This window comes from Nonomuraea typhae, assembly GCF_009760925.1.
GTDB lineage: Bacteria > Actinomycetota > Actinomycetes > Streptosporangiales > Streptosporangiaceae > Nonomuraea > Nonomuraea typhae.
The window spans coordinates 290,829-308,363 of record NZ_VRLV01000005.1; the positions used below are offsets into that span (position 1 = coordinate 290,829).

A 17,535-nucleotide genomic window follows, 5' to 3' on the forward strand; every position below is an offset into this window, starting at 1 on the left:
CACACGTTCCGACCCGCACAACGCCTAGCCCTTCGGTGCTATTCCCGGGGGGTCTTCCCGAGTTCACCCCCCGGCCGAGGTGGGCGGCGGCATAGAACGTGGCAAGCGAGCTGCAGGACCCCTGCAATTCGCTGTGGGTTTCATAGGAGTTAAGAAGCCAATAGGGGGATCATCATGAGCAGCACCCAATGTCCTAGATGCCAGACCGAACTCGACGAAGGCCCGATCATGTACCGCTGCGCCACCTGCTGCCGCACGGTCTACGCCGCGGACCTGGAGAACGACTTCGTAGCCAGGCATTTCGTGGCGGCCTAGTCTGGGGCGGTGCCTCACCAATCGACGATCGTGGCGGGTGTCGACATCACCCCTCTGTGTGACGCCGTAGGCCCGATGGGCCCGGCTCTCCGCCTGCCATTCCTGGAGACCTTTCTCGGCGCCGAGACCGACGAGGGTCCGTGGGTTCTCCACTTCCACTGTTATCTGCTGCGCGGCCGCGACGGCCGGGTCACGCTGGTGGACACCGGCGTCGGCGCGACCGACTCGCCCGCCGCAGTCTGGGCGCCCGTGCCCGGCCGCCTGCTCGATGAGCTGGCCGCCGCGGGCGCCACCCCCGAGGACGTGGACACGGTCGTCATCACGCACCTGCACAGCGACCACTGCGGCGGCTCGGTGACCTCCGGCCGGCCGGTCTTCCCGAACGCCCGCCACGTCATTCAGCGCGCCGAGGTGGACAACGTCTCCGACACGATCAGGACCGCGATCCTCGATCCGCTCGGCGACACCCTGCACGTCGTCGACGGTGACGCGCAGATCCACCCCGGCATCTGGGTACGGCCGGCACCGGGCCACACCCCCGGTCACCAGATCGTCGAGACCGGCGGCTTCACCATGCTCGGCGACGTCCTTCACCACCCGGTGCAACTGGCCGATCCGACGATCCGCTACGTCTACGACGACGACTCCGACCTGGCCGCCAAGACCCGCATGGAGCAGGTGGCCCGGCTGCGCGCGGAAGGCCGGCTGCTGGCGACGGCGCACTTCCCCGACCCCTTCGTGCAGTTGTGACATCCAAGAGAACGACAACGCTGCGAACCGGGGATGGCCATGAAGGTGTCGGCCGGAGCGCCGCTCTGATCGTGCCGCAGGCCGCGCCCGCCCAGGAGAAGAAGGCGCGGACGGTCAGCGGCCCGCCAGTGCCGGCTGTTCCGACAGCAACGTGCCCGGCAGCCCCACCAGCGCCGTCAGCCCGCCGTACGGCGAGGGGCCGAGCCGTACCAGGATGCCGTGCCGGGCGGCCAGGCGGGCCACCACGAACAGCCCGAGCCGGTCGCTCTGCGCCAGGTCGAACTCGGGGGTGGCCTCCAGCCGCGCGTTGAGCTCGTCGATCTCGGTGCGGGTCAGCCCGAGCCCCCGGTCCTCGATCTCGATGCTGAGCCCGTGCGGGGTGATGGTGCTGCGCAGGTCCACCCGGGTCTGCGGCGGCGAGAACAGCGTGGCGTTCTCCACGAGCTCGGCCACGAGGTGGGCGACGTCGGTGACGGCGCTGCCGGCCAGGGCGATGGCGGGCGGCTGGAGCACCTCGACGCGCTGGTACTCCTCCACCTCGGCGACGGCGGCGCGCAGCACGTCGAGGATGGGCACCGGGTTGCGCCAGCCGCGTCCGGGCGCCTGCCCCGACAGGATGATCAGGCTTTCCGCGTGCCGTCGCATGCGGGTGGTCAGGTGGTCGAGCTTGAACAGGTCTTCCAGCTCTTCGGGGTCCTCGGTGCCGCGCTCCATGCCGTCGAGCTGGAGGAGCTGGCGGTGCAGCAGCGACTGGTTGCGCCGGGCGAGGTTGACGAAGACCTGGTTGACGCCGTGCCGGAGCCTGGCCTGGCCGACGGCGGCCTCGACGGCGGTGCTCTGCACGCTGTTGAACGCCTGGACGATGTCGTGGACCTCGGTGGTGTTGGCTGCCACGGTCAGGGGCTCGATCTGGATGGGCTCCGGCGCCTGGTTGCCGGCCCGCAGCCGCTGGACGAGGCCGCGCAGCCGTACCTCGGCCAGTTCCGCGGCGGCGGCGCGGAGGGCGGCCAGCTCGCGGACGAGGCGGCGGCGGAAGCGCAGCGAGAGGCCGATGGAGGCGATGACGGCGAGCAGGCCGACGCCGCCCGCGATGCCGATCTTGATGAGGATGGCGTTGGCGGTGGGGTTGACCCGGCTCACGATGCCGCGGGTGGCCTCGAGCTGGTTGCGTTCGACGGCGGTCCAGAGGTTGCTCGCGTCGGTGGGCCAGGTGGCCGCGCCGGCGGGCAGGCCGTTGAAGGTGGCCTGGCCGCCCAGGAGGTCCTCGAGTTCGAGGAACTCGCGGTAGGCGGGTCCGGCCACGAGCGCGTCGTACGGCGCGCGCAGCCCGTCGTCGAGCTGGGCCAGCGCCTGGGTGAACAGCAGCCGCCGGGTGGCGACCATGCCGGTGAACGCCTCGCGCTCGCCCTTGCCGACCTTGCCGACGTCGAGGACGACCGTGACCACGGCCCGTTCGCGGGCGAGGAGCTCCTTGGCCTCGCCGAGCATGGTGATGGCGCGGGCCTGCCGGTAGAGCGAGGTGTCGGGGACGAGGATCATCGCGTCGTACATGCGGTAGACCGCGTCGACGATCCGGTTGTAGCCGATGATCACGTCGAGGGGCCGGGGCGCGTAGCCGGAGGCGATGGTCCGGATGTCGGGCAGTTGTTCCAGCGCGGTGTTGAGGCCGCGCAGCTGGGCGTCCATCTCGGGGGAGATGTTCTGCTCGGCGGCGGCGAGCTGGTGCAGGCGCTTCAGGGCGTGGTCGGTCTGCCCGCGCTGTTTGGCCACCTCGTCGCCCTGGCGTTTGCCGGAGATGTGCTCGATGGACAGCTGGCGCTCGGTCTGGAGCTGGATGACGACCTGCTCGGCCGGGTCCACCAGGTTGTTGACCAGGTTGTTGATCTCCAGGAGGCGCATTCCCTCACCGCCGGTCAGCCCCGCGGCGAACGCCCATAGACCCACCAGCGAGACCAGCGGGACGAACAGCAGGACCAGGAGCTTGAGCGCAATGGGGCGGCCACGCTGGGGGGGCATGCGACCTCCGGGTGCACGATGCGAGCGCCTCGCACCTTACACCCGGAGACGCCGGATTTGGGCGCTATGCCGGATGATCCTCGGTCCGCCGGTGACTGCCGGCAACGAGCCGGTCATGGTTCTGCCGGGGAGCCTCGTGCTCCAGTCGGCGCTCGAGCGCCCGCTTCTCCTCTTCCAGCCGAGCGGCCTCGTGCCGGTTGTGGCGCGACTCCCGGCGGCGCACGGCCGCCCGCCGCGCCCCCGAGTTGACCATCGCGATGCCGATCAGCAGAACCGCGGCGACCGCGGCGCCCGCGACGAACATCTCCAGATGGTTCGGCGCGAAGGAGTAGTTGAGGATGGTGAAGGACGCGTCGGTGGCCGTCGCACTCGGCTCCATCGCCGCCACGACGATCGCACCGGTCGCGATCAGTACGAGAACAAGACCCAAAACGATCATCTGAATTCACCTCGGCGGTTGCTGCTGCCCCGCCGAGGGGGAAATATGCGTGCTTTCCCTGGAGCGCCAGGTCACGATTGGTCTCATGAGACCCGGACCAGGCCAGGTGCTGCACTTCTCCGAGGACCCGACCATCGACCAGTTCGAGCCCCACGTCGCCAGGACCTCGTCGCGGCGCGAGCCGTACGTCTGGGCCGTCGGTCCCGACCGCTGCCCCGACTACTGGTTCCCGCGCGACTGCCCGCGGGCGATGGCCTGGAAGGGGCCGCGCACCACCGAGCGGGACGCCGAGCGCATCATCGGTGCCGGCTCCGGCGACCGGGTGCACGCCATCGAGTACGGCTGGCTCAAGGCGATCATGGATGTCAGGTTGTACGCCTACCGGCTGCCGGCCGAGCCGTTCCGGCCCATCGGAGACCCGCCGCACGCGGTCGTCGCCGAGGTGCCGGTGGTGCCGCTGGGGCCGCCGGAGCCGGTGACCGACCTGATCGACCTGCACGAGGAGGCCGGGATCCAGCTTCGCGTGCTCGACAACCTCTGGCCGTTCTGGAACCAGGTCACCGCGAGCACACTGGAGTTCAGCGGGATACGGCTGCGCAACGCTCGTCGATGAGCGCCTGGAGCTTGGCCACCGGCATCGAGCCGGGAGGCAGCTTCTCGCGCGCCGCCCGGTTGGCCTCGCGCTGCAGCACCTCGTTGACCGGCGCCGGGAGGCCGAGCGTGCGGGCCAGCAACACGATCTCGCCGTTGAGGAAGTCGGCCTCGATGGTGCCGTTGCCCCTGGCCAGGCTCTGCCACGAAGAACCGCCGCCGCGGGCCACGCCGTCCACGGGAGCCAGGTCCACAAGGTGGCCGCGCAGCTCGCGCTCCTCCTCCTGGGTGCTGTAGGCGATCCCGGCCGCGTCCAGCACGCGCATCGCCTCGGCTCTGGCCTGGACGTGGATGTCGGCGAAGCCGGGCTCGCACAGCGCCTCGGCCGCGTTGCCGAGGTTGCCGAGCAGCTTGCCGTACTTCCAGCGCATCACATCCGGTACGGGCCGCGTCACGAACCCGGAGCCGGTCAGGTCGGCGGTCACCTGCGCGGCCAGGTCGTCCACACCCTGTGGATAACGGCCGACGTGCAGCATGCCCGGGTGCGGCGCGCCGTACGAGACGACGACGCCCGGCTCCAGGTGGAGGGCGGGCAGCCAGACGCACATGCCGTACACGCGTGCGAAACGCCGCAGGGCGACCGGCTCGTTGCCGACGCCGTTCTGGGCCAGGACGACCGGCAGCTCGCGGGACCAGCCGTCGAGGGCGGCGACGGTGTCCTGGGACTTGGTGGCCAGGACGAGCACGTCGTCCTCGCCGGTGGGGACGGGGCCGTCGGCCACCGGGACGGCGAGCGTCTCGGTGGTGCTGGGGGTGATCAGTCGCATGCCGCTCGCGCGGAGGGCTGCGTGGTGGGCGCCGCGGGCGATGAGCAACACCTCGTGGCCGCCCTGGAAGAGCTTGGCCCCGATGGTGCCGCCGACAGCGCCGGCACCGATCACGATATAGCGCATGATCCGAGGCTACTAGGCGCCGGTGCGGCGACCAGACGGCCTCGGCTGCGCTCGCGCAGGATCGTCTTCAGCACGCGCCAGCCGTCACGCACGGCGTGCAGGTTGCTCTCGCCGTGGATGCGGCAGTGCTCGTGGCTGGGCACCTCCTGGATGAGCAGGCCGGCCTGGGCGGCGCGCACGTTCATGAGGGTCTCGATCTCGAAGCCGTCGCAGTCGAGCGCCATCGCGTCGAGGTGACGGGCCCAGAAGGCGTTGTAGCCGTAGCACAGGTCGGTGTAGCGCGTTCCATACAGCAGGTTCGTCAGGCCGGTCAGCGTCCGGTTGCCCAGGGAGCGCAGCGGGCTGATGTCGCTGGAGCCGCCGCCGGGCACGTACCGCGAGCCCTTGGCGAAGTCCGCGCCCTCGACCAGCGCCTGGACGAAGGCGCCGATCTCGCGGCCGTCGGTCGAGCCGTCGGCGTCGATCATGACGATGATGTCGCCCTTGGCGGCGGCGAATCCGGCGATCAGGGCGTTGCCCTTGCCCCGCCCGGTCTGGGTGACGACGCGGAGGTCGGGACGCAGGCGGCGGGCGACGGCGACGGTGTCGTCGGTCGAGTTGCCGTCCACCAGGATGACCTCGTCGATCCAGGACGGCAGGGTGGCGAAGACGTGAGGCAGGTTCTCGGCTTCGTTCATGGCCGGGACCACAACGGTGACGCTGGCGGAGAGCTTCATGGCTACAAGGTGCGCCCGGATGCCTGCAGGCGGCTTGACATCGCCTTGCACAGTCAAAGGATCTATAACACCGGATTCTTCCCGCCAGCCAGGAAATCAGCGGGAAAGCTGTCCGGATGTGGCCACTTGACGGGAAAGCTGAAATGTGCCGGATTGGGGAAACGGTAGCCGCCCGCCGCCCGGAGGCTGCCAGAATGGGGCGATGATCGCAGACTGGGTCGCCAAGTTCGCAGACGAGGTCATCGCCGAGGCGGATCGTCGCGCGCCGGGCAAACCCGTCGTCTGCGCCTCCGGCCTCAGCCCGTCAGGACCGATCCACCTGGGAAATCTCCGCGAGGTCATGACCCCGCACCTCGTGGCCGACGAGATTCGCCGCCGCGGGCGGGCGTGCGTGCACCTGCTGTCCTGGGATGACTACGACCGTTTCCGCCGCGTGCCCGCCGGCATCGACCCCGCCTGGGAGGCGCACGTCGGCAAGCCGCTCACCGCGGTGCCCGCCCCGCCCGGCAGCGAGCACCCCAACTGGGCCGAGCACTTCAAGGCGCCGCTGACCGCCGCCCTGGCCGAACTCGGCATCGAGGTCACGGCCATCAGCCAGACCGAGCGCTACACCGCGGGCGCCTACCGCGAGCCGATCCTGCGCGCGATGGAGCACCGCGGCAAGATCGACGCCATTCTCGACCAGTACCGCACCAAGGCCGTGGAGCGCTACTTCCCCTACAAGCCGTACTGCGCGCTGTGCGAGCGCGACCTCACCACGGTCACGGCCTACGACGACGAGAGCACCGAACTGGCCTACACCTGCGCGTGCGGTTTCGGCGAGAGCGTACGGCTGGCCGAGCACGACCGGGGCAAGCTCGTCTGGAAGGTGGACTGGCCGATGCGCTGGGCGCACGAGGGCGTGGTCTTCGAGCCCTCCGGCGTCGACCACCACTCGCCCGGCTCGGCCTGGATCGTGGGCGGCCGGATCGTCGGCGAGGTCTTCGGCGGCGAACAACCCATCGGCCCCATGTACGCCTTCGTCGGCATCACCGGCATGGCCAAGATGAGCAGTTCCAAGGGCGGCGTCCCGACTCCGGCCGACGCCCTGGAGATCATGGAGGCGCCGGTGCTGCGCTGGCTGTACGCCCGCCGTAAGCCGGAGCAGTCCTTCAAGATCGCCTTCGACCAGGAGATCCAGCGCCTCTACGACGAGTGGGACGCGCTCGGCCGGAAGATCGGGTCCGGTGGCGGGTTGCCCGCCGAGAAGGCCGCCCACGCCCGCGCCACCTCGACCGCGGCGGGCACGCTGCCGGCCACGCCGCACCCGGTCACCTACCGGACGCTGGCCTCGATCGCCGACATCACCACCGGCGACCCGCGGCAGACCCTGCGCATCCTCGGCGACGTGGACGGCGTGGCGGCCCTGGACGAGGCACGTCCCCGGCTGGACAGGGCGCAGCGGTGGGTGGAGACGCAGGTGCCCGCCGAACTGCGCACCCACGTGCGCGACGAGCCCGACGCCGAGCTGCTGTCCGGCCTCGGCGAGGAGGCCGCCGCGTCGATCCGGCTGTTCCTGGAGGGGCTCGACGAGCACTGGTCGGTCGAGGGACTGTCCACGCTGGTGTACGGCGTGCCGAAGCTGGTGGCCGGGTTGCCGGTGGACGCCAAGCCGACTCCGGAGCTGAAGCAGGCGCAGCGGGGCTTCTTCGCGCTGCTCTACCGGCTGCTGATCGGGCGGGACACCGGGCCGCGGCTGCCCACGCTGCTGCTGGCCGTCGGCGCCGAGCGGGTGCGGAGGCTGGTGTCGGCATGAGCCGCGTCATTCTGATCACGGGGATCTCGGCGTCGGGCAAGTCCACGGTGGCGCAGGCGCTGGCCGAGCGGCTGCCGCGGTCGGCGCACGTCCGGGGGGACGCCTTCCGGCGGATGGTGGTGAACGGGCGCGCGGAGATGACGCCCGAACTCGCCGAGGAGGCTCTCGGCCAGCTCCGGCTGCGCTACGCCATCGCGGCCGGGGTGGCCGACCGGTATGCCGAGGCGGGGTTCACGGCCGTCGTGCAGGACGTGGTGCTGGGCAAGGAGCTGGAGTACTTCGTGTCTCTGGTGCGCAGCCCGTTGGAGGTCGTGGTGCTGGCGCCCTCGGCAGAGGTGGTGGAACTGCGGGAGCGCGAGCGGCCCAAGACCGGCTACGGCGAATGGACGGTCGCCCAGCTCGACCACTCGCTGCGGACCGAGACTCCGCGCATCGGCCACTGGATCGACTCCAGCTCGCTGACCGTCGAGCAGACCGTGGACCTGATCCTGGCGCGCATAGGGTGAAGCCCGGGCCGGAGGGAGTCCCTCCAACCCGGGCGATATGTCCACTCTCACTGGGATTTATGCGGCTACCACCTCCTCCCGCTCGGTGGCCGGCTCGGGCTCGGCGGCCTGGGTGTGCTGCGTGGCCGGGACCTTCCTGAGCGTCGTCAGCGCCAGGACGATCGCCCCGGCCACCAGGGCCGCGGCGATGCCGCCCGCCACGTTCAGGCCATCGGTGTAGGCGGCCCGCGCCGCCGCCGCCAGCGCCGCACCGGCCTGGCCGGGCAGGTCCTCGGCCGCCACCAGCGCGCCGGACAGGGTGTCGGGCGCCCCGGCGGGCATCGCCGCACGGTAGACGGCCGTGCCCACGGTGCCGAGGACCGCGACGCCCAGTGAGGTGCCCAGGTCGCTGGCGGTGGTGTTCACCGCGGAGGCGGCGCCGGCCTTCTCCGGCGGCGCCGCGCCGATCACCAGGGCCGTGTTCAGTGCCATCGCCGGGGCGATGCCCGGGTAGAGCACGTAGAAGCCGGTGATCAGCATCGGCAGGCCCGCCACGCTGCCCACCTGGGTCATCAGCAGGTAACCGAGCACCGACAGCAGCGCGCCGCCGCTGATCACGTACGCCGGCCGTACCCTGCGGGCGAGGACCGGCGACAACGTCGAGACCGCCACCAGCGCCAGGGCCGCGGGCAGGATCCACAGCCCGGCCTCGAGCGGCGACAGGCCGGCCACGAGCTGCAGGTACTGCGTGAACAGCAGGTACACACCGCCCAGCGCGATCGCGCTCAGCATGAACACGCCCAGCGCGCCGCTGAAGACCTTGTTGGCGAACAGCCGCATGTCCAGCAGCGGGTTCTCCAGGCGCAGCTGCCTGCGCACGAAGATCACCCCGAACAGCAGGCCGGCCGCGAGCGTCCCCAGGGAGACCACGCCGGCGCCGCTCTTGGCCAGCTCCTTCACGCCGTAGACGATCGGCAGCAGCGTCAGCATCGACAGCAGCACGCTCGTCAGGTCGAGACCGCCGCTCTTCGGCGCGCGGTATTCGGGGATCAGGAACGGCGCCCCGACCAGCACGACCAGCATGACCGGAACGCCCGCCAGCAGCGCCGCGCCCCACCAGAACGCCTCCAGCAGCAACCCGCCGACCAGCGGCCCGACCGCGACGCCGACGGAGATCGAGGCCGCCCACAGGCCGATGGCGGTGCCGCGCTGCCTGTCGTCCTTGAACATGTTGCTGATCAGCGAGAGCGTCGACGGCATCACCGCCGCCGCGCCCACGCCCATCACCGCCCGGGCCGCGATGAGCAGATCGGCGTTCGGCGCCAGCGAAGCCGCCAGCGAGGCCACGCCGAAGGCCGCCGCGCCGAACAACAGAATCTTCCTGCGTCCGATCCGGTCACCCACGGTCCCGAAGGCCACGAGCAGACCGGCCATCATGAAGCCGTAGATATCGTTGATCCACAACAGCTGCGATCCGCTCGGATCCAGGTCCGCCGCGATCTGCGGCGTGGCCAGGAACAACACGGTCATGGCCAGGAAGAGCAGCACGGTGGGCAGCAGGAGGATCGAGAGCCCGAACCACTGCCGGGGTCCAGCCTTGTTCATGAAAAATCCTGTCGTAGAAGATTGCCGAACATTCGATCGATGGTGGACGGGATCAGCAGCGCAGGATCGGTGACCAGCGCGACCGGCTTGGCCCGCCACGCCTCGGCGCACCAGAACACCGCCTTGCGCAGCGTCCACGACCGGACCGCCACCACCACGAACCCCTGAGCCGCGACCAGCCACGGCTTCAGATCCCGTACGGCCGGCGGCACCAGCGCCCGCGAAGGCGCCGGGTCCGGCAGGCGGGCGGACTCGAGATCGATCACGTCGACCTCCAGCCCGAAGGTCACACAAGCCCGCTCGGCGATCAGGGCGGCCGCCGAGTGATCCGAGCCGGTGACCACCGCCAGCCGCGGGTGTCCGTCGTTCATGCACCGAACTGTGCATCCGGGCACTTCAGGTTTTCTCCAGCTCCACTACGGTGAGGCTCATGCGATTCGGGGTGCTGGGGCCGCTCGCGGTGTGGGGGCCGGAGGGCGCGCAGGTCAGGGTGCCCGAGGTGAAGGTCCGCACCCTGCTGGCCCACCTGCTGCTCGCCCCCGGCAGAGTGGTTCCGGCCGACCGGCTCATCGACTCCCTCTGGAGCGGCGCCCTGCCCGCCAACCCCACGGGCGCCCTGCAGACCCGCGTCTCCCAGCTCCGCCGCATCGTCGGCAAGGAGAGCGTGGTCTCGGGGGCCTCCGGCTACCGGCTCGAAGTGGCTCCATCCGAGGTCGACACCGGTCGGTTCCAGACGCTGCTGACCGAGGCCAGGGCGCTGGACGGCGCCGCCAAAGCCGCGCTGCTGGCCGACGCGCTGGCGCTGTGGCGCGGGCCGGCGTTGATCGACTTCGCCGACGAGGAGTTCGCCAGGCCCGAGATCGCGCGGCTGGAGGAACTCCGGCTGACCGCCCTGGAGGAGCACGCAGAAGCCCGGCTGGACCTGGGCGAGCACGCCCTGCTCGCCGACGAACTGGGCGACCTCGTCGCTCGCCACCCCCTCCGGGAACGGCTGCGCGCCGCCCACCTGCGGGCCCTCTACCGGGCCGGGCGGCAGAAGGAGGCCCTGGACAGCTACGCGGACCTGCGGGTCCAGCTCGACGAAGAGCTGGGGCTGGTGCCGGGGCCCGATCTCGCCGGGCTCCACCAGGCCATCCTCCGGCAGGATCCCGCGCTGGACCCGCCCGTGGTCGCGGCCCGCCGTACCAACCTGCCCGTCCCCCTCACCGACCTCATCGGGCGTGACGCGGACGTCGCCGCCGTCACCGAGCTGCTGTACGGCTCGCGGCTCGTCACCCTGACCGGGCCAGGAGGCGTCGGCAAGACCCGGCTGGCCGTGGAGACCGCGCAGCGCGCGGCCCGCCCCGACGGCGTCTGGCTGGTCGAGCTGGCCGGGGCCACCGGCGGGGAGGTGGCCGAGGTCGTGGCGGCCACGCTCGGGGTGCGTGACGAAGGCCCCTCGCTGGCCGTACGGCTGGCCGAGGCGTTGCGGGGCAAGGACATGCTGCTCGTACTGGACAACTGCGAGCACGTGACCGAGCCTGTCGCGCGGCTGGCCGCCTTGCTGCTGGGGAGTGCGCCGTCGTTGCGGATCCTGGCGACCAGCCAGGAGCCGTTGGGGGTGGCGGGAGAGCAGCTGTGGAATGTGCCCGCCCTGCCCCAGGATGCGGCCGAGCGCCTGTTCGTGGCACGGGCTTCGGCCGCCGCACCCGGCGTGGAGCTGGACGCCGCGTCCGTGGCGACCATCTGCCGGCGACTCGACGGGATCCCGCTGGCGTTGGAGCTGGCGGCCACCCGGGTACGCGCGCTGGGAGTCCGGGAGCTGTCCGCCCGGCTGGACGATCGGTTCCGGGTGCTGGAGGGCGGGCGGAACGACGCGCCCGCCCGGCAGCGGACGCTCCGGGCCATGATCGACTGGAGCTGGGAGCTGCTGGGGCCCGACGAGCAGGTGGTCTTGCGGCGGCTGGCCGTCCATGCCGACGGGTGCACGCTGGAGGCGGCCGAGGCGGTGTGCGGCGAGGACGCCCTGCCCCTTCTGCCCAGGCTGGTGGACCGGTCACTCGTCGTGGTGACCGAGGGGCCGCGGTATCGGCTGCTGGAGTCGGTGGCCGCCTACTGCGTCGAGCGGCTGCGGGACGCCGGCGAGGCCGAGGAGATCCGGCGCCGGCATCGGGAGTACTACGTGGCGCTGGCCGAGCGGGCCGAGCCGTACCTGCGGGGGCCGGAACAGCGGCAGTGGCTGCTGCGGCTGGACGCGGAGGCGGCCAACTTCCGGGCCGCCGCGCCGTCGGAACGGCTGGTCAACGCGCTGGCCTGGTACTGGGTGCTGCGGGGCCGGCTGGGCGAGGGGCAGCGGTATCTGGCCCAGGTTCGCGAAGGCGGCGACATCACCCGGACGTGGCTGGCCGCCTTCACCCTGCGCACCGGCGAGGCCGTCACGTCCGTGCCGGCTCCCCGGGCGGTGGACGACCTCGGGTACATCGCCGGGCTCGCGCGGGCGCAGGCTTTTCTCGCCGCCGCGCAGCTCGGGATCGGCGATCTTAACGCCGGTGAAGAGCTGGCCGCCCGGGCCGCCCGCGGGTTCTCGGCCATTGGCGATCAGTGGGGTCTCGCCTTCGCGCGGTCCGTCCAGGCTCGGCAGGCGTTGCTGAGGAGTTCGCTGGATGCCGCTCACTCCTATGGGCGGGAGAGTCTGGAGCTGTTCGCCGAGCTGGGGGATCGGTGGGGGCAGTCGCACGCCGGGTTCGCCGTCGCCTGGCATGCCGAGGTCGTGGGGGACTACGCCGAGGCCGCGCGGGTCCATCGGGACGGGCTGCGGATGGCCGAGGAACTGGGGCTGTGGACCGAGGTCGCGGACAAGTTCTCCCTGCTCGGCCGGCTCGCCCTGCTGGAAGGGAGCTTCGAGCAGGCCGACTCGCTGCACCGGCGGGCCAAGGTGCTTGCCGGCGAGCAGGGATACACGGTGGGGGAGGAGTTCGCCGGGCTCGGGCTGGCGCTGTCCTACCGGAGGCAGGGGCGGCTCGACGAGGCCGAGGCGGAGCTTCTGGAGTGGATCGACTGGGATCATGCGCTGGACTCCGATGCCGCCCTGGCGCTGATCCAGGCTGAGCTCGGGTTCGTCGCGGAGATGCGAGGGGATCTCGACGGGGCCCGGGCCCGGCATCGGGAGAGCCTGGCCCGGGCCGAGGCCGTCGGGGATCCTCGGGCCGTGGCGCTCGCCTTTGAGGGGCTGGCCGGGGTTGCTGCTTCGGCTGCCGAGGGGGCCTATTTGCTGGGACGGGCTGCTGGGTTGCGGGCTTCCGTGGGTGCGCCGTTGCCCGAAGGGGAGCGGTTCGACGTGGATCGCATCACGGCCCGGTTGCAGGGGGATGGCTTTGAGGCGGAGTATGTCCGAGGCTTCGAGTCGATTTAGACGATTTAGTCGGTGCAGTCGGTGTAGTCGGTGTAGCCGATTTAACGGGATTTATCCGGCGGCGATCACCTCGAGTTCCACCAGCCAGGACTCCTGCAGAGTCTGGACCACGATGGCCGTGGTCGGAACCGGCCGCCCGCCCAGCGCGTCCGTCCTCGCCTTGGCGTTGGCCTCGGCGTAGTCCGGGCTTCTGAGGTAGCTGGTCAGCCGGACGATGTTGTCCACGGTCATGTCGGCGGCGGCCAGGATCGCCCGGATATTTGACCATATGAGCCCCAGCTGCTCCTCCAGCGTCCTCCCAGGATTCCCGCCCCCGTCCAGCCCCATGGTCCCGGCCACGAACAACATCCGCTCCGCCCCACGCACCTCGATCGCGTGGACATAGTCCTCGGTTGCCGCATAAACACCATCGCGCGGATTCCGCGTAAGAATCTCCATATCCGGCAATCTACCTGCGGAGACCTCTTCTCCACCCGTCCTGATTGGCCGCTTAATTGGCCCCGCGTCCCCTTCCCCGGGTAGAGAAATCCATAACCAGTTGCGACGAAACTTATACCGAGAGTAGTGTTTCTCCCGCGGAGAGGTGCCGGAAGTCGGGGGGACGGGCGCTAACATCCGCGGTTGCCGCAACCCGAAATACCTCGCCAGGCGTCCTACCGGACGCCTGGCGAGGCGAGCACCTAGGCGATCGGCAGACCCCCGGAGCCGGTGGTCACCACTCCCGAGGCGCGATCAGCTCCTCAACGTCCACCTCGGTGAACCCGTATGCGGTGGCGACGAACCAGAACTCCTCCGCGATCGCCTCCCTCGCCACCGTCTCGATCTCGCTGCCTGCCGCCGCGAACTCCGACTCCAGGTCGTTGACGTCCTCGGTCGCGGCATGCGTAAGCCCGTACAGGCCGGTCAGATCCGCCGGTCGTACCTCCTCGATGCGCTCGCACAGGTTGAGGAGGATCTGCCGGGCTTTGTCCACAACGTGGTCGGGGTAGTAGTCGTCCCGGTACATGCTCGCGAAGAACGCGTGGTCGACGACTCGCTGGTTGGTGAGCGGCACAGTGAACTCCATAGGGGGCGGGTCAGCCTTTTGCAGGTCAGATCATGCCATGGCGGGTAACTCGGCAACCTGTGGTGCTGCAGTGGCCTATGCTCCGACAAATCCGTAAACAGCCGGAATGCGTCATGAACCAACCCGACACCGAGACCATGGTGGACATCGCAAACGCCGCCCGCCTCCTGTACAACGCGGAGACGATCACCGACCTCGCCCTGATGGAACGGCTCGAACGCCTCGCCGACTCCTGGGTGTCGCCCAGTTCCTCCACGACCGCGAAGGCTCCTAGCGTGCGTTGGGCCTGGTGGCAGGAGGAAGGCCACTACCGCTCCTGCTGAGGGCATGGAATCCTCGAGTGCAGCTTGAGTTCCGCCGGAAGCCACGGTGATCCACTTGGCGCGGGCACGGTCATCTGAGTGGTGTTCCGTCCTGGAGCGACCGACAATGCAGCTGTGGCTCGGCCACCGTGATACCGAGGCGCCGAGGCTGATCATCCGGGTGAGCAACGATTCGGGGCCACGTCCACGGGCGTGGTGTATGAATCAGCCTTCGCGTGATCCTGTTTCTGCTGGTTATGTGGTCAGGGTCTCCCACGCTTGTGCTTCACGGTGGAGACGCTCGACCTGCGCCTTCAGCTTGCGTTTGAGGTCGTGCCTGGTACTGCCTCGAGTTTTGATCGAATGGCAGTTGGGACACAACGCAATCATGTTCGCAGGGTGGTCGCGGCCCTGGGTGGCCCGTTCGTCGACGTGGTCGACTTCGAGGATGGCACCACCCTTGTCGGTGACATCAGCCGGTTGGCCGCCACAGTCGGGGTTCTCGCACGTGCCTTGGGCGCGCAGCATCACGGCAATACGGGCATCCGCAGAGCGGAAGTAGCGGTCAGAAGCGGTGTGGGTCGTCCTGGTGTGGTTGACCGCTTCTCTGCGTTCTACGGACTCACATAGCTTGCGGTACTGCCTGCCTGCATCCTGCTTGGTGACCGCAGTAGGAGCTTCTGTCCCGAGAGTCTCGTCGTGCGTCTGCCCGTCATCCTGGGCAAGCCGATCAATGACTGACTGCGGCCATTGGTTTCGGAAGGGGGACGGCACCGGGGCCAGTACCCAGGCGAACTCGCGCCTCCACTGTTTGTCCTCGCCCTTGCCCCACACCCTGCGCCGATCCACAATGACGGCCCACGTGTCAAAGCCCCATTCGCCATCGGCAGGCTGGTGCCAGTACCTGATAGGTTCCCGTTTCTCCTGGCAAACCAGCAGTTGAGCGTTGCCCCCACCTTGGAGGGTTTGGTCGCCACTCAGCCCTTGACCGCGGTACTCGATCAGATCCGTACCAGGGATGGCTTGGTCGTCATAGGGACCCTTAGCGTTGGAGAATACGCACATCAGGCCGTCGTCAAGGGTACTGATCCCACTGGTCCACTGACCCCCAAGGTCTGTGTGAATGGCCTTTCGTTTGGGGAACGCCACAGATCCGGGGATCGGCAGGACCAGGTCAACCTCTCGGCCGGCTGGCAGTAGACCGTCCAGACCAACGGCAGCGACCAGCCCCGCTGGTACGGGATTGAAGAAGCGGGCCAGTAGAATCGCAGCCGCGTTCGCCACCAGACCAGAGTCCGTGCTCAGCATCGCGTACACGTCCGGTGTGAAGCCGGCTTCGGGATTGACTTGGTCAAGCACGCTGATGGTGGGTCGGCGTCGTCCTGGTGAGGGCGTGATCTGGTCCGCGGCCTCGATCTCCCAGAGGGCATCCGTGGCATGCAAGACCCAGAACGGGTACTGGGCACTGTCGGACGTGGTGCCGTTGCCGTAGGTGGCTTCGAGCTTCTCGAACGCGGCGCGCGTTTCCTTCCAGGTGGTTAACCGAGATGCACCAACGGCAGTGCGACCGAGCAGCCACAGCAGCAGAAGTGGACGGTGCGTATGGGCGTTGCCTCGCACAACGCGAGGGGACAACTTGCCGATCTTCTTGATGAAGTCGCGTCGGAGGGCAGGGGAGGTGATCACATATAAAAGCTAGCCAACCCTGACAAATTCGCTCGCGTGTCCACCCCGGGAACCCCCTGTCTGTAGGTAGTTCACCACTCGCGGCAGGACCCCCAGTTCGCGGGTGGCGGTCTGTAGTGTGCGGCCTTTTGCCGCCGAGCCTGCGGGTCTTCTCATCTGCTGCGCAGCCGGGAAGTACGGCGACGCCACCCACACAACGGCCCTTCGCTCCGCGCATCGTCACCACCCGAGCTGAGCGTAAAGCTCCTGACCGGGGCTCCGGCGTTGAGCCGTCATGAAGTGATCACCCAGCAGGGCGATCTAGTGGCAATGGGCGTTGCCCAAAGCTCGATCATGTGACGCAGCTCCGTACCTGCGGCCCGTGTTCGAGTAGGCAACGCTTAGGTCCACAAGCAAGGTCGTTCACCTTGGCGCGCTTCGCGCGTATGGGTTCCAGGCGTTTCTCCAGTCAAGCCGAAGCTCGGCCCCTAAAGGTCATCCCTCCGGTCGGACGATTCCCGGGGCTAAGGGCATGGTGCTTCGCGCGTTCTTCCAGTCGGGGCACGGCCCCGACCCCTGGTCGTCCTCGCTGCGCTCGGGCGTTCTTCTTGAGCTCCCACCCGTTGTCCGACTGGGTGGTTGGGCAGTTGGAGCCCACCGCGGCCTATGGTCCTCGCTGCGCTCGGGCGATTCGATCGTGCGCGCCTGCGGCGCGCGGCTTGCGCGTGTTGTGAGGGAGGAAGACTGAGTCTTGGCTGGGACGGTTGGTCGCCGCGTCGTATCGGGCGCCGGTCGGCAGGTAAGCCCCGGATGGACCGACTGCCACGCTGGCGCTGGCGTGGAAGAACGTCGGCATGTCCATCCCCTGACTCGCTCCAGGCGTCTGGCGAGCCGGAGTTCCAGGAGCAGGAAACGCGCCAAACGCCCTACGTGGTCAAGGTGTGGCAGACGAAGGACTCCGTCAATCTCGAGGTCTAGCTGCTGGAGTTCTTTGCCGATAACTTCACATGGGTCTAGGGGTGGCCCCGTCGAATCCTGGGATGGCTGCCAGCGGGATGGAGCAACGAGTAGGTGTTGAAGTCCCCTGGGCATGAGCGCACGATCGGGACGTGCTAACTAACCTTCTACCAGGCATTCGGCAGCTTCGTGCACCTCTAGCCGCAGGTTACGTATGGCTGGCCGTCGTCTGGCTTGTCTGGGCAAGAGACCTGCCCCCGCAAGCTCAAGCCAGTGGAATCCTGGCAGACGTTTATGTGCTTGCGGGTGCCGTAGGACTTCCTGGGGTCAGCATCGCAGCGAGTTTTCTCAGCTACATCCTGGGCCTACTGTCTCTATCGCGGTCCATGTGGTTCGCCTATGTCGTGCCGCTGCCGCTCCACTATGCAAGGCCCCGCTCCACCAGCTCACTCCGCAATCTCCTCGTTGATCACGGGATAGTCCAAGTGG

At 69.2% G+C, this 17,535-nt stretch carries 16 protein-coding genes; 7 read left to right on the forward strand and 9 right to left on the reverse strand.

The window, feature by feature from the left end; genetic code table 11:
* Positions 1 to 174 precede the first annotated feature (174 nt).
* Together FVE25_RS53900 and FVE25_RS20785 are read left to right on the forward strand one after the other, a co-directional pair.
* Positions 175 to 315, forward strand: a complete 141-nt coding sequence (locus FVE25_RS53900) for a hypothetical protein (RefSeq protein WP_181019656.1) — start codon at positions 175 to 177, stop codon at positions 313 to 315.
* A gap of 9 nt (positions 316 to 324) precedes the next feature.
* The gene (locus FVE25_RS20785) at positions 325 to 1,065 is read left to right on the forward strand and encodes an MBL fold metallo-hydrolase (RefSeq protein WP_246267240.1); all 741 of its coding nucleotides are present in this window, start codon (positions 325 to 327) and stop codon (positions 1,063 to 1,065) included.
* Positions 1,066 to 1,179: 114 nt separating this feature from the next.
* On the opposite strand, the gene FVE25_RS20790 is transcribed toward FVE25_RS20785, so the two are convergent.
* Together FVE25_RS20790 and FVE25_RS20795 are read right to left on the reverse strand one after the other, a co-directional pair.
* Positions 1,180 to 3,081, reverse strand: coding sequence for a sensor histidine kinase (locus FVE25_RS20790; protein WP_157248666.1), 1,902 nt, complete (start codon positions 3,079 to 3,081; stop codon positions 1,180 to 1,182).
* Positions 3,082 to 3,145: 64 nt separating this feature from the next.
* Positions 3,146 to 3,520: a hypothetical protein gene (locus tag FVE25_RS20795; RefSeq protein WP_157248667.1), complete on the reverse strand. Its 375-nt coding sequence runs from the start codon at positions 3,518 to 3,520 to the stop codon at positions 3,146 to 3,148.
* Between the two features lie 85 nt (positions 3,521 to 3,605).
* On the opposite strand from FVE25_RS20795, the gene FVE25_RS20800 reads away from it, so the two are divergent.
* The gene (locus FVE25_RS20800; RefSeq protein ID WP_157248668.1) at positions 3,606 to 4,133 is read left to right on the forward strand and encodes a DUF6886 family protein; all 528 of its coding nucleotides are present in this window, start codon (positions 3,606 to 3,608) and stop codon (positions 4,131 to 4,133) included.
* Here the strand turns inward: FVE25_RS20800 and FVE25_RS20805 are convergent.
* Together FVE25_RS20805 and FVE25_RS20810 are read right to left on the reverse strand one after the other, a co-directional pair.
* Positions 4,099 to 5,064 (reverse strand): ketopantoate reductase family protein, encoded by a 966-nt coding sequence (locus FVE25_RS20805; RefSeq protein WP_157248669.1) that lies wholly within the window; start codon positions 5,062 to 5,064, stop codon positions 4,099 to 4,101. The two genes, FVE25_RS20800 and FVE25_RS20805, sit on opposite strands and share 35 nt — an antisense overlap.
* Positions 5,049 to 5,780: a glycosyltransferase family 2 protein gene (locus FVE25_RS20810; protein WP_157248670.1), complete on the reverse strand. Its 732-nt coding sequence runs from the start codon at positions 5,778 to 5,780 to the stop codon at positions 5,049 to 5,051. The genes FVE25_RS20805 and FVE25_RS20810 overlap by 16 nt, the downstream gene beginning before the upstream one ends.
* 202 nt (positions 5,781 to 5,982) lie before the next feature.
* On the opposite strand from FVE25_RS20810, the gene lysS reads away from it, so the two are divergent.
* Positions 5,983 to 7,575 carry a lysine--tRNA ligase gene (gene lysS, locus FVE25_RS20815; protein ID WP_157248671.1) on the forward strand — a complete coding sequence of 531 codons (1,593 nt, stop codon included), beginning with the start codon at positions 5,983 to 5,985 and terminating at the stop codon, positions 7,573 to 7,575.
* A complete protein-coding gene (locus tag FVE25_RS20820) occupies positions 7,572 to 8,081 on the forward strand; it encodes an AAA family ATPase (RefSeq protein ID WP_157248672.1) in 510 nt (169 codons plus the stop codon). The genes lysS and FVE25_RS20820 overlap by 4 nt, the downstream gene beginning before the upstream one ends.
* 57 nt (positions 8,082 to 8,138) lie before the next feature.
* Here the strand turns inward: FVE25_RS20820 and FVE25_RS20825 are convergent, their stop codons facing one another.
* Entirely contained in the window at positions 8,139 to 9,665 is a 1,527-nt protein-coding gene (locus FVE25_RS20825; protein ID WP_157248673.1) for an MFS transporter, read from the reverse strand.
* Positions 9,662 to 10,036 carry an NADPH-dependent FMN reductase gene (locus tag FVE25_RS20830; protein WP_157248674.1) on the reverse strand — a complete coding sequence of 125 codons (375 nt, stop codon included), beginning with the start codon at positions 10,034 to 10,036 and terminating at the stop codon, positions 9,662 to 9,664. Before FVE25_RS20830 ends, FVE25_RS20825 begins: the two co-directional genes overlap by 4 nt.
* A 59-nt stretch (positions 10,037 to 10,095) precedes the next feature.
* Between FVE25_RS20830 and FVE25_RS20835 the strand changes: the two genes are divergently transcribed.
* The gene (locus FVE25_RS20835) at positions 10,096 to 13,056 is read left to right on the forward strand and encodes an AfsR/SARP family transcriptional regulator (RefSeq protein WP_157248675.1); all 2,961 of its coding nucleotides are present in this window, start codon (positions 10,096 to 10,098) and stop codon (positions 13,054 to 13,056) included.
* Between the two features lie 51 nt (positions 13,057 to 13,107).
* Here the strand turns inward: FVE25_RS20835 and FVE25_RS20840 are convergent, their stop codons facing one another.
* Together FVE25_RS20840 and FVE25_RS20845 are read right to left on the reverse strand one after the other, a co-directional pair.
* The gene (locus tag FVE25_RS20840; RefSeq protein WP_157248676.1) at positions 13,108 to 13,494 is read right to left on the reverse strand and encodes a RidA family protein; all 387 of its coding nucleotides are present in this window, start codon (positions 13,492 to 13,494) and stop codon (positions 13,108 to 13,110) included.
* 274 nt (positions 13,495 to 13,768) lie between these two features.
* Positions 13,769 to 14,110, reverse strand: coding sequence for a DUF5713 family protein (locus FVE25_RS20845; protein ID WP_157248677.1), 342 nt, complete (start codon positions 14,108 to 14,110; stop codon positions 13,769 to 13,771).
* Positions 14,111 to 14,235: 125 nt separating this feature from the next.
* Here FVE25_RS20845 and FVE25_RS20850 point away from each other — a divergent pair, with 125 nt between their 5' ends.
* Positions 14,236 to 14,445 (forward strand): hypothetical protein, encoded by a 210-nt coding sequence (locus tag FVE25_RS20850; protein ID WP_157248678.1) that lies wholly within the window; start codon positions 14,236 to 14,238, stop codon positions 14,443 to 14,445.
* A 234-nt stretch (positions 14,446 to 14,679) separates the two neighbouring features.
* Here FVE25_RS20850 and FVE25_RS20855 read toward each other — a convergent pair whose 3' ends face one another.
* Positions 14,680 to 16,110 carry an HNH endonuclease gene (locus FVE25_RS20855; RefSeq protein WP_157248679.1) on the reverse strand — a complete coding sequence of 477 codons (1,431 nt, stop codon included), beginning with the start codon at positions 16,108 to 16,110 and terminating at the stop codon, positions 14,680 to 14,682.
* Positions 16,111 to 17,535: the final 1,425 nt, after the last annotated feature.